The sequence below is a fragment of the Mesorhizobium sp. STM 4661 genome (assembly GCF_000359125.1).
GTDB lineage: Bacteria > Pseudomonadota > Alphaproteobacteria > Rhizobiales > Rhizobiaceae > Mesorhizobium.
The window spans coordinates 1-11,380 of record NZ_CAAF010000040.1; the positions used below are offsets into that span (position 1 = coordinate 1).

Genomic DNA, 11,380 nt, shown 5'->3' on the forward strand with positions numbered 1-11,380 from the left:
GCCCCAAGCGGGGGAGATGTCCGGCAGGACAGAGGGGGGCGCTGTCCCGCCGGCATATCCGGGCTAGCCTTCTCGCCGCATACCGCTTCGCAAGCGGTCCACGATCATGGACCTCCCCCTTACCAAGGGAGTGGTCGACCGGCGATGCGCACCGCCCTACTTCGATGCCGCGATTTCGCAGCCCCCGCCTGTCGTGACCTTGTAACTGTTGCGGGTTGCCTGACAGGATTTCAGCGCCAGTTCTTCGGCAGCTTGCTGCGAAGGCGCATTCAAGCGCGAGCCGCAGATGATGTACAACGAAACCACGCGGGAATATGGGGTGGTCGCATAGGCTGAATGGCCGCTGGCCGCCACATAGGCATTGTACGTCTTGGTACACGGATCCTTCTGGTTTTGTGGCAAATACGGGTGGAAACGGGTGTCGCCTTTGCTTCCCGCCAGCGATTGCGCTGCCCCGACGCCGGGCGCCGCCCATATAAGCAACGCTGCAAGTATCGACGCAGTTGTTTTCTGAAGAAGTCGCAGTCTCATCTTCGCCAAATCCCCATTGGTCTTTGCAAAGAGCAATAGCTGCAATTCTTGGCGGTGGCCAGTTCGATGATTGAAAATGAGTCTGAAGGGTGTGGATTTCGCTCATCTCACATCCTGAACACGCCGAACCGTGTCTCCTCGATTTCGGCGTTGAGCGTGGCGGACAGGCTGAGCGCCAGCACCTCGCGCGTCCTGGCCGGATCGATGATGCCGTCGTCCCAGAGGCGGGCGGAGGAATAGAGCGGGTGGCCCTCATGCTCGTATTTCATCAGGATCGGCTTCTTGAACTTCGCTTCCTCCTCGGCGGTCCATTCCCCGCCCTTGCGCTCGATGCCCTCGCGCTTGACGACCGCAAGCACGGTTGCCGCCTGCTCGCCGCCCATCACCGAAATGCGGGCGTTCGGCCACATCCACAGGAAGCGGGGCGAATAGGCGCGGCCGCACATGCCGTAATTGCCGGCACCGAACGAGCCGCCGATGATCATGGTCACTTTCGGCACGCGGGCCGTGGCGACCGCCATTACCAGCTTGGCGCCGTCCTTGGCGATGCCGCCAGCCTCGTATTTCCTCCCGACCATGAAACCGGTGATGTTCTGCAGGAAGATCAGCGGGATCTTGCGTTGGCAGCAGAGCTCGATGAAGTGAGCGCCCTTCAGCGCGCTTTCGGAGAAGAGCACGCCATTGTTGGCGATGATGCCGACCGGCATGCCATGGAGATGGGCAAAGCCGGTGACCAGCGTGGTGCCGTAATTCTGCTTGAACTCGTCGAACTCGGAGCCGTCGACGACGCGGGCGATCACCTCGCGCACATCATAGGGCTGGCGCAGATCCGTCGGCACGACGCCGTAGAGCTCATGCGGATCATGAAGCGGTGGAATCGTTTTCTGCAGCTTCAGGCTTACCGTCTTGTTTCGATTGAGGTTCCTGATGATGCGCCGGCAAATGGCCAGCGCATGCTCGTCGTCCAGCGCATAGTGGTCGGCGACGCCGGAAAGCCTTGTGTGCACATCGGCGCCGCCAAGCTCCTCGGCGGTGACATCCTCGCCGGTGGCGGCCTTCACCAGCGGCGGGCCGCCGAGGAAGATGGTCGCCTGGTTGCGCACCATGATCGTCTCGTCCGACATTGCCGGCACATAGGCGCCGCCCGCCGTGCATGAACCCATGACGCAGGCGATCTGCGGAATGCCCGAAGCCGACATGTTGGCCTGGTTGTAGAAGATGCGGCCGAAATGCTCGCGGTCGGGAAACACCTCGTCCTGGTTGGGCAGGTTGGCGCCGCCGCTGTCGACCAGATAGACGCAAGGCAGTTTGTTCTGCAGCGCGATCTCCTGCGCGCGCAGATGCTTCTTCACGGTCAGCGGGTAATAGGTGCCGCCCTTCACCGTGGCGTCGTTGACGACGACCATGATTTCGGTGCCTTCGACGCGGCCGATGCCGGCGATGAGACCGGCCGAGGAAATCTCCTCGCCATACATCGACCATGCCGCGAACTGGCCGATCTCGAGAAAGGGCGAGTCTGTGTCGAGCAATTGCGCCAGGCGCTCGCGCGGAAGAAGCTTGCCCCGCGAAACATGCCGCTCACGCGCTTCATCCGAACCGCCGCGCTCGACGGCGGCAGCCTTGTCCGCAATGTCGGCGACCAGCGCCCGCATGCGCTCGGCATTGGCGCGGAACGTGTCGGAGGAAGGGGAGATCTGGGAGGTGAGGGTGGTCATTGACAAACCTGAAGTGATATCATATTTTGCTATCAAATTTGAAATTCGTCGCGCATGACGTGCGACCGCCAACGGCGATCCCGGTCGGGTCACTATCCATGGAGGTCATCATGCGTGGAAAACACAGGCAAACACTGGAAGCCATTTTTGCGAACCCGATCAGTGGCTCGATCAAATGGCGAGATGTCGAGGCGTTGCTCGTTGCACTCGAAGCGGAGATGACCGAGGGAAGCGGTTCTCGGGTCAGGTTCACTATCGCCGGCCAGACATTGTTTCTTCATCGTCCACATCCATCGCCAGACACCAAGCGCTGGGCGATCAGGGACATCCGCGAATTTCTGACGAATGTTGGGATAAGACCATGAGACTTTACAAGGGATATTCCGGGTCGCTCGAGTTCAACGACGAGGACATGGTGTTTCATGGCCGCGTCCTTGGCATTCGAGACATCGTAACGTTCGAGGCCGAAAGTGCCGACGAGTTGGTGAAGGCTTTTCATGATAGCGTCGATGACTATCTTGCCTTTTGCAAGGAACGAGGCACGGAGCCGCAGAAACCCTATTCGGGCAAGCTGGCCTTGCGGACCACGCCAGAAATCCACGCATTGTTGAGCAAGGCAGCCGCCAACGACGGCAAATCCGTCAATCAATGGATTTCCGATACGCTCGCTGAGGTCGCCCAGAAGCGTGTCGATGACGGTTCGACGAAGGTCAGAACCCGCGCACACTAGTGTGGTGGATTTGGAGTTCCTGCTACTTTGACGGCAGCTGTCGGAAGCGAGCGAGATCTGCGAGGCGAGGATTGGCATGGTGTTACCGGATCAGTTCGATCTTGCAGCCGACATCCAGGTCGCCCCAATCGCGATCGGCGGTGACGGCAATGGCTTTTTCGCGAATTGCCAGCGCCAGGCAGGCCCGGTCGCCCAGCGACAGGCCGCGATGCCGCGTCAGTTCGCGAAGCTGCCCGGCGGCGATGCCCATCGCTTCGTCGAAAACGGTGACCGGCATGCCGAGGCTCGCGAGGTCGTCGGCGGCCTCCTCCATGCTGCGTCCCCTGTCGATCAGTTTGGCGATGATTTCGGCAGCATTTACCGAACTGCATTGCGCATCCGGCGCGAATTCCAAGGCGATATCGGTGCCCTTCTCATTGAGTAGGATCGCAAGCGCGGCCGAACTGTCCATGACGTAGGGTTTCATTTCGCCCGCTTTCTCGTCGTCGTCCCTTCGGCGTGAAGTCGATCCAAACGCTTATCGCTTCGAAGCTGTTCCTCTCGCCGTTCCTTGAGAAATTCGTCGACGACGCTTTCGCCTGGCTTTTTCAGCGCCGCCAATTCCGCCTGGACGCGCCTCAGATTCTGAAGCCACGACCTGACCCGCAACTCGCCGTTCTCGACATGAAGGATCAAATCCTCGCCAGGCTTCACGCCCATTTCCTCGCGCATCGCAGCGGGAATAACGAAGCGTCCGCCTTCGCCAAGTTTGACGCGCTCGCGTTTTGCTGGAACCCGAAGCGGTGTCTTCCGAGCGCCGGCATCGAACTGAGCCTGCGGATTTTCGCCAAACCCAATCTTTCTCGTCCCGTTCACCATGATCTGCCTTGCTCAAAAAATCTGACATCTTTCCGAAATATGGCATATATTGCCTCTTCTGGCAATCTCCACACGATTGCCACTAGAGGTTCTCCGCCATGATCTCCCGTCCAATCAGCCAGCGGCGGATTTCGCTGGTGCCGGCACCGATCTCGTAGAGCTTGGCGTCGCGCAGCAGGCGGCCGGTCGGATAGTCGTTGATATAGCCGTTGCCGCCCAGCAGCTGGATGGCGTCGAGCGCCATCTGCGTCGCTTTCTCAGCGGCAAACAGCACGCAGCCGGCGGCGTCCTTGCGCGTCGTCTGGCCGCGGTCGCAAGCGGCGGCGACGGCATAGACATAGGCGCGGGCGGCGTTCATCACCGTATACATGTCGGCCAGCTTGCCTTGCACCAGCTGGAACTCGCCGATCGGCTGGCCGAACTGCTTGCGTTCGTGGACGTAAGGGATCGCCACATCGAGGCAGGCCGCCATCAGCCCGATCGGCCCGCCGGCGAGCACCGTGCGTTCATAGTCGAGGCCCGACATCAGCACTTCGACGCCGCGTCCTTCCTCATGCAGCACATTGTCGAACGGCACTTCGACATTCTCGAACACCAGCTCGCCGGTGCTGGAGCCGCGCATGCCGAGCTTGTCCAGCTTCTGCGCCACCGAAAAGCCGGCAAAAGCCTTCTCGACGATGAAGGCGGTGATGCCGCGCGAGTGGCGTTCCGGATCGGTCTTGGCATAGACCACCAGCGTCTCGGCGTCCGGCCCGTTGGTGATCCACATCTTTGTGCCGTTGAGCACATAGCGGTCGTTGCGCTTTTCGGCGCGCAGCCGAAGCGACACGACGTCGGAGCCGGCGCCGGATTCCGACATCGCCAGCGCGCCGACCTTTTCGCCCGAGCACAGCGCAGGCAGGTACTTCTCCTTCTGCGCCGGCTTTGCCCAGCGATTGATCTGGTTGACGCAGAGGTTGGAATGGGCGCCGTAGGAGAGGCCGACCGAGGCCGAGGCGCGGGAAATCTCCTCTACCGCCACCACATGAGCGAGATAGCCCATGCCGGTGCCGCCGAAATCCGGATCGGCGGTGATGCCGAGCAGACCGAGCGCCCCCATCTCGGCCCACAGATGCGACGGGAATTCGTTCGAGCGGTCGATATCGGCGGCGATCGGCGCGATCCTGTCCTGTGCGAAGCGCCGCACCAGGTCGCGCAGCGCCTCGATGTCCTCGTCAAGTCCGAAGTCGAGCGTGTGCGTGTACATGCTGTTCCTCCCGCCGCCCGATCCCCCGAAAATCGGAATCGATTTTCGGAAACGATCATGCGCAAAATCAAAGTGCTACAGCGCCCTTTGCGCGTCCGCGGGGACGCGCGGCGCTGTAGGTATGCCGATGTCGATCCTCGCGCCAACCAGGCGCATTGTCATTGAAAGATATGTCGCCGTGACTTCAGCGACCGACAGCCGCTCGCCTGGCCGGAACCAGACGATGACGCCGGTCATCATCTGGATCAGCGCCATGGCGGTCAGCCCGGTGTCTTCGATACTGAAGACGCCAGCCTCCGCGCCGTCGCGCAAGATGGCGCGCAACTCCTTCTCGTAGGCTGTGCGCATCCGCAGGATCCGCGTCAGTCGGTCGTGCGAGAGGCTGCGCAATTCCATGTTCGAAACATGCGTGGAATGGCGGCGCTCGATATGGAAGGCAATGTGGTTTCGGACATAGGCGGCGAGCCGCGCCTCTGGGCCGGCACTTGCGGGGCGTGCCATCTCCCACGCTGCGATCAGCCCCTCCATGTGCTCGCGCATCAGCGTGAACAGCAGGTCTTCCTTGGTCGGAAAATAGCGATAGAGGGCCGCGGCCTGGACGCCGACCTCGGCCGCGAGCCGGCGCATCGACATCGCTTCATAGCCGTAGCGCGCGATCAGGCCGGCTGCCGCCTCGCGGACAGCCGCCTCGGTCTTCTCTCCATCGGAACCGGTCGTGCGCGCCATGGTCGCCTCATCGAGTGCACGATAATAAAACAAACGTTCAATTAATTCAAGAGTAATGCCGCTTCATTATATTGGTGACTTGGTCCTATAAATAATTGACTTGGTCAACTAAAATGGCGATGGTGATCAAGTGGCGCGGATATTTCCTGCGAGAGGACGTCAGCATGCCGATCGAACGGAATGCCCTGGTCGCGGACATCCGCTGCTTCAACAGGTTTTACACCAGCCTGGTCGGGCTGCTCGACGAGACCTTGACGCAGAGCGCACATACGCTGACCGAAGCGCGGGTGCTGTTCGAACTCCGGGCGGGCGCGGCGGCCACCGCTTCCGGCGGCGAAGCAGGTTTTCTTGCGCGGGCCTTCCGTCTCGATCTCGGAGCGGCGGCGTCCGGGATCGCAGCCGAACTTCGGCTCGATCCCGCTTATGTCACGCGGATCCTCAGAAAATTCGCCGCCGCCGGGCTGACCGAAATGCGCGTCGACCCGCACGACCGGCGCCGGCGCATCCTCGCCCTGAACACCCGGGGAAACGCTGCGCTTGCCGGACTTCAGGCGGCGGCCGATCGTGATCTCAGCCGTTTGACCGCCGGTCTCGCCGGCGACGAAGCCGCCGAACTTTCGGACGCGTTGAGAAAGGTCATGCGCCTGCTCGGCGGGGAGTGTCTTCCTTCGTCACTCCAAAGCTAAGCAGTTGCCGAAGAACGCGGCGGTGCAGAGTAAGGCCTCTGTAGCGATCCTTTGCGCCCCCCTCTGTCCTGCCGGACATCTCCCCCACAAGGAGGGAGATTGGCAGCCTCGCCCGGCGGCATTCTTCTTGCGACGTTGGCGATTGGCGAAATCGGCGGCGACGTCCGATCTCCCCCCAAGTGGGGGAGATGTCCGGCAGGACAGAGGGGGGCGCTGTCCCGCCAGCATCAAGATTCTGCACTACCACGACGCTCTACGCGTCGTTCCGCCTCGGACCAAGGCGCGCGCTAGTTTCCCCGTGCCGCCGCCAGCGCGCCCGGCAGCTCTTCGGCGAAAATGTCGAGCTCATGGTCGAGGCCGACGCTGACCCTTATGCAGCGGTCGAGCCGTGGCGCCATCGGCTTGCGGATGAATACGTCGCGCGACAACAGCGCCTGCAGCACTTTCAGTGCGAAGGCGCCGTCGCCGCGGCAGTCGATGGTGACGAAATTGGTCGCCGACGGCAGCGGCTTCAGCCCGTTCGCCTCGGCTATCCCGGCGATGCGCCGGCGCCCGGAGGCGACCCGCGCCACCACGCTCTCAAGATAGGCCTGATCGCCCAGCGCTTCGACCCCGGCGATCTGCGCCATGCGGCTGACGCCGTAGTGGTTGCGGATCTTCTCGAAATCGCGGATCACCTGGGCCTCGGCCACCGCATAGCCACAGCGTATGCCGGCCAGCCCGTAAGCCTTCGAGAAGGTCCGCATGCGGATGACATTCGGCCGGGAAATATCGATCGGCGGCAGCGCCGAGGCCGGCCCCATCTCGCCATAGGCCTCGTCGAGCACCAGCATGGTGGTGTCGGGCAGCGCTTCGATGAAGGCGATGAGCTCGTCCGCCTCCCACCAGCTTCCCATCGGATTGTCCGGGTTGGACAGGTAGACCAGCGGCGCCTTCTCCTTGCGTACCGCCGCCAGCAGGCCGTCCAGGCTTTCCCGGTCGTTCTCGTAGGGAACCGCGACCAGCCGGCCGCCGACGCCGGCAATATGGAAGTTGAAGGTCGGATAGGCGCCGAGCGAGGTCACCACCGCGTCGCCTGGTGCCACATACATGCGCGCCACCAGGCTGAGCAGCCCGTCTATGCCTTCGCCGATGACGACATTCTCGGCCGACAGGCCGAGATGGACGGCGACAGCCACCTTCAAATCGAAATTGTCGGGGTCGCAATACATCCACATGTCGCGGGCGACCTCGGCCATGCGAACGACGACGCGCGGCGAAGGACCGAAGCTGCTCTCATTGGCGCCGATGCGGGCGCGAAACGCCCGGCCGCGGTCGCGCTCCTGCGCCTCCGGGCCGACAAACGGCACCGTCGAGGGAAGCGCGGCAATGAGCGGCGTGAGGGCAGGGCGCTGGCGCATGGCAAAGGCTCGTTCAAAAAGGGTCTTCTTGCTAGCGCGGCACAGTTGGCCACGCAAGCTTGGCTGCAACCGGCATGCTGGATTCCTTCGGCTGTTTTTGCTAGCGAGATAGCATGAACAATCGACTCCCACCTGCTTGGTCAAAGCACATCAAACCCGGACCCGCGCCGAAAGCGAAGGGGCCGATACTGAAACCAATGATGAATGTGCAGAAAGGAATCGCTCAATCGCGTGCGCAGGCCGACGACGCGCTGCTGAAACAGGCATACATGCATCAGCAGGAAAATCGACTCGACGAGGCCCAGGACCTATGCCTCCGGGTTCTGGCGCGCACGCCAAACCATCCGCTCGCCCTGTACATCCTGGGGACCCTGTACCAGCGTTACGATGATGAGATGGCCTTGCGATATTTCGCTCGGGCGGTCGGCGAGGAGCCTGAAAACCCCTACTACCACCTCAGCCTGGGCGAGGCCTATGTGAAGGTCAGCGAATATTCGCAGGCAATCAAGCATATGCAGTATGCCTTGGAACTGCAGCCCGGCCTTGTCGACGTACTTTGTGGATTGGCGCGCGCTTACACCAAGTTTGACAAACCAGACATGGCTTTGCCGCTTTATGAGAAGGCACTGAAGATCAACCGCGATCATCCCAAGGTGCGGACCGGCCTGGCCAGCGCGCTCAGCAGCCTGGGGCGCATGGATGAAGCCGCTGTCTATCTGAAGGAAGCGATCAAACGTCGCATCGACATGCCGGCTGCCTACAACGACCTTGTACAGACGCGAAAGTTCACCGAAGAGCCCGAGGAACTCCAATCCATCCTTCGTGAACTTGGCAATCCGAAGCTCGATCCGGAGGGTGCTCACAAGCTCCATCACGCTGCCGGCAAGGTGCTGAACGACCTCAAGCGCTATGGTGAGGCATTCGACCATTTCAACAAGGCGAAACAGGCCTCCGGCCACAGCTTCGATATCGACCTGTATCGTCGCTGGATCGACTCGCTGATTGAAACCTTCACGCCGGACTTTTTAGCTGCCAGGGCCGGCTACGGAAATCCTTCCGACGTGCCTGTGTTCGTGGTTGGCATGCCCCGCTCGGGGACGACGCTCACGGAACAGATCTGCGCCAGCCATCCCGATGTTCATGGCGCAGGGGAGCTCAACAAACTAAGGCGGGTCGCGAATGCAATCGGCCTCAAGACCTCGTCGGCTGGAGATTTGAACCAGTCAATCATGTCGATCACGGAAGACCTGTCCAGGACGCTGGCCGAAGAGCATCTGTCCTATTTGCGCGAGTGGGCGCCTGCTGCACTTCGCGTGATGGACAAGATGCCACACAATTTTGAACTGATCGGCCTTATCGGCCTTCTCTTCCCCAACGCCCGCATCATTCATTGCCGTCGTGACGCCATCGACAATTGCGTCTCCTGCTTTGTCCTCAGCTTCAACAAGGGACACAGCTACAATACCGACTTGCACACACTAGGCCTGTACTATCGCGAATATGACCGCCTGATGCGGCATTGGAACGAGGTTTTTCCCGGCCTTATCTTCGAAAATCGCTACGAAGCGCTGGTTGAGGACCAGGAAGCGCAGTCGCGCCGCCTCATGGATTATCTTGGGCTGCCTTGGGACGACGCCTGCCTTCGCTTTTTCGACAGGGATGGTTCGGTCAACACGCCCAGCCGCTGGCAGGTGCGTCAACCGATTTACAAATCCTCCGTCAAGCGCTGGAAGAATTATGAAAACGAAATTCAGCCGCTGATACAGTCGTTGGGCGATCTTGCTGAAATTTGAATCGGCAGTTCCAAATCGCGTGGACCGCGGGACTCTGCTTACTGCTATGCCTTCGTCATCCTAGGGCGGAGCAAGGAGCGAAGCGACGTCGCGGAGACCCTGGGATCCATGCCGCTACATCCGCCGAAGAATGCAGCGGCCCAGAACGGCTTGCGTCCGCAACGGCACCAGCTACCCTTCAACCATGACCGGCTATGCCTATATGACCGCGAGCCAGAAGCGCGGCACGATCTACATCGGCGTCACCAACGATCTCGGCCGCCGCATGCCGGAGCACAAATCCGGCCAGGGCTCGCGCTTCACCAACCGTTACGGCGTGCAGCGTCTGGTCTGGTACGAGGAATATTTTGATATCACCGACGCTATTCAACGCGAGAAATCACTGAAGCGCTGGCCGCGTCAGTGGAAGATCGATCTGATCGAGAAGACCAATCCAGAGTGGTTCGAGCTTTTTCGCGGAACGGGGTGGTAGCGTTCGGTTCTGATCCGCCGGAGCACTGCCGCCGGGTAACGGCATGGATCCCAGGGTCTGCGCCGCGTCGCTTCGCTCCTTGCTCCGCCCTGGGATGACGAGGGCGTGGTGGTCGGCAGCCAATCGCAGACGTCGGCGATTGGCCGCTGCAGGCCGATCTAGCAGAGAATTGCCGTGGCCGGGATCAGCTGCGCCAACGGTCGCGCCGCCATGATACGAAAAAACCCGGCGGTTGCCCGCCGGGTTGTCGATTTCGCCGAAGCGATATCTACTAGAACGAGCGCTGGAAGCGGAGGAGTCCGCCGAGACTGCTCTTCTTGTCGGCATTGGTCCAGTTGGAGAAGTCGTCGTCGTCGAATTTGCCTGCATTGAGGTAATCGACTTCGGCCGTGACAGTGAAGCCGGGAACAACGTCATAAGCCACGTTCGCGGCGATGCCGAGGTTCTTGCCCTCGTCATACGAGGCTTGGAGGTTGAACGAGGTCTTCTCGTTGAACTTGTAGGTGCCGCCGCCCCACACTGCCCAGTTGCCACTCCATTGCTTGTACATGCCGCGGCCGCCAGTGTCGACAAAGAAGTCCTGGTAGTTGTCGTCGCTTCCGTAACCGCCCATGATGAACAGCGACAATTCGTTGGTCGCATTCACGTCGAGGCGGACCTTGCCGGCCACTTCTTCATAGTTGCTGTCGTAGGCAACGACGCCGGTGACGGCGCCCCAGCCCTGCGTCCACTTCACGCCGCCGACGACATGCGGAACATAGCTGTCGATCGAGTAGTCGCCGTAACCCTCTTCGAGCGAGACCACGGCGGAGAAGCCGTTGCCGGCGTCGAAGTAATACTGCACGACGTTGGTGTCGAAGCCGCCATAGGGAACCAGCGTATCCTGGATGACGTTGCCGGCGTAGCCGATGAACGTATCGAAGGCCGATTCGTCCTTACCGACGCGCAGGCCACCGAGCTGGATCCAGGCGAAGTTCAGCGTGACGTCCTTGTTACGGGCCTGCCAATTGTCAGCATTGTCAGCCGTCTGGTCGGAATAATCGTTGCTGCTGTTGCCGAAGTTGAAGCGGGTTTCGGTGTAGGTCTTCAACGTGCCGAGTTCGGTTTCCTGGCCGGTCCAGGTCTTCAGCGTGAAGCGGGTGTTCTTGTAGTAGGTGTCGTTGTCGCCGTCGCCCATGCGGTCCGGAACGTGATTGACGCCATCGAAGGAGCCGGAATCACCC

General features: G+C 61.1%; 13 protein-coding genes. 5 read left to right on the plus strand and 8 right to left on the minus strand.

All coding sequences use genetic code 11. The features are described 5' to 3' along the window. Positions 1-156 precede the first annotated feature (156 nt). The gene (locus MESS4_RS13175) at positions 157-531 is read right to left on the minus strand and encodes a hypothetical protein (protein WP_006331130.1); all 375 of its coding nucleotides are present in this window, start codon (positions 529-531) and stop codon (positions 157-159) included. A gap of 107 nt (positions 532-638) precedes the next feature. After that, entirely contained in the window at positions 639-2,246 is a 1,608-nt protein-coding gene (locus MESS4_RS13180; protein ID WP_006331132.1) for a carboxyl transferase domain-containing protein, read from the minus strand. A gap of 110 nt (positions 2,247-2,356) precedes the next feature. On the opposite strand from MESS4_RS13180, the gene MESS4_RS13185 reads away from it, so the two are divergent. Both MESS4_RS13185 and MESS4_RS13190 read left to right on the plus strand, forming a co-directional pair. Then, complete coding sequence (locus tag MESS4_RS13185; protein ID WP_006331134.1) at positions 2,357-2,611, plus strand: type II toxin-antitoxin system HicA family toxin; 255 nt, start codon at positions 2,357-2,359, stop codon at positions 2,609-2,611. Continuing rightward, the gene (locus tag MESS4_RS13190) at positions 2,608-2,976 is read left to right on the plus strand and encodes a type II toxin-antitoxin system HicB family antitoxin (protein WP_006331148.1); all 369 of its coding nucleotides are present in this window, start codon (positions 2,608-2,610) and stop codon (positions 2,974-2,976) included. The genes MESS4_RS13185 and MESS4_RS13190 overlap by 4 nt, the downstream gene beginning before the upstream one ends. A gap of 82 nt (positions 2,977-3,058) precedes the next feature. Here the strand turns inward: MESS4_RS13190 and MESS4_RS13195 are convergent, their stop codons facing one another. The 4 genes from MESS4_RS13195 to MESS4_RS13210 all read right to left on the minus strand — a co-directional run bounded on the left by MESS4_RS13195 (position 3,059) and on the right by MESS4_RS13210 (position 5,806). Then, a complete protein-coding gene (locus tag MESS4_RS13195; protein ID WP_006331150.1) occupies positions 3,059-3,442 on the minus strand; it encodes a type II toxin-antitoxin system VapC family toxin in 384 nt (127 codons plus the stop codon). Further along, positions 3,439-3,834, minus strand: coding sequence for an AbrB/MazE/SpoVT family DNA-binding domain-containing protein (locus tag MESS4_RS35135; protein WP_006331156.1), 396 nt, complete (start codon positions 3,832-3,834; stop codon positions 3,439-3,441). The genes MESS4_RS13195 and MESS4_RS35135 overlap by 4 nt, the downstream gene beginning before the upstream one ends. A gap of 82 nt (positions 3,835-3,916) precedes the next feature. After that, positions 3,917-5,080 (minus strand): isovaleryl-CoA dehydrogenase, encoded by a 1,164-nt coding sequence (locus MESS4_RS13205; RefSeq protein ID WP_006331158.1) that lies wholly within the window; start codon positions 5,078-5,080, stop codon positions 3,917-3,919. A 75-nt stretch (positions 5,081-5,155) separates the two neighbouring features. Next, a complete protein-coding gene (locus tag MESS4_RS13210) occupies positions 5,156-5,806 on the minus strand; it encodes a TetR/AcrR family transcriptional regulator (protein ID WP_006331160.1) in 651 nt (216 codons plus the stop codon). A 113-nt stretch (positions 5,807-5,919) separates the two neighbouring features. Here MESS4_RS13210 and MESS4_RS13215 point away from each other — a divergent pair, with 113 nt between their 5' ends. Continuing rightward, positions 5,920-6,492, plus strand: a complete 573-nt coding sequence (locus MESS4_RS13215) for a MarR family winged helix-turn-helix transcriptional regulator (RefSeq protein WP_006331168.1) — start codon at positions 5,920-5,922, stop codon at positions 6,490-6,492. Positions 6,493-6,779: 287 nt separating this feature from the next. Here the strand turns inward: MESS4_RS13215 and MESS4_RS13220 are convergent, their stop codons facing one another. Then, complete coding sequence (locus MESS4_RS13220; RefSeq protein ID WP_006331169.1) at positions 6,780-7,892, minus strand: pyridoxal phosphate-dependent aminotransferase; 1,113 nt, start codon at positions 7,890-7,892, stop codon at positions 6,780-6,782. A gap of 113 nt (positions 7,893-8,005) precedes the next feature. On the opposite strand from MESS4_RS13220, the gene MESS4_RS13225 reads away from it, so the two are divergent. Continuing rightward, a complete protein-coding gene (locus MESS4_RS13225; protein WP_036241191.1) occupies positions 8,006-9,685 on the plus strand; it encodes a tetratricopeptide repeat-containing sulfotransferase family protein in 1,680 nt (559 codons plus the stop codon). 184 nt (positions 9,686-9,869) lie between these two features. Beyond that, the gene (locus MESS4_RS13230) at positions 9,870-10,157 is read left to right on the plus strand and encodes a GIY-YIG nuclease family protein (protein WP_006331171.1); all 288 of its coding nucleotides are present in this window, start codon (positions 9,870-9,872) and stop codon (positions 10,155-10,157) included. A 271-nt stretch (positions 10,158-10,428) separates the two neighbouring features. Here MESS4_RS13230 and MESS4_RS13235 read toward each other — a convergent pair. Further along, a partial coding sequence (locus MESS4_RS13235; protein ID WP_036241197.1) for a porin occupies positions 10,429-11,380 on the minus strand: 952 nt, incomplete at its 5' end.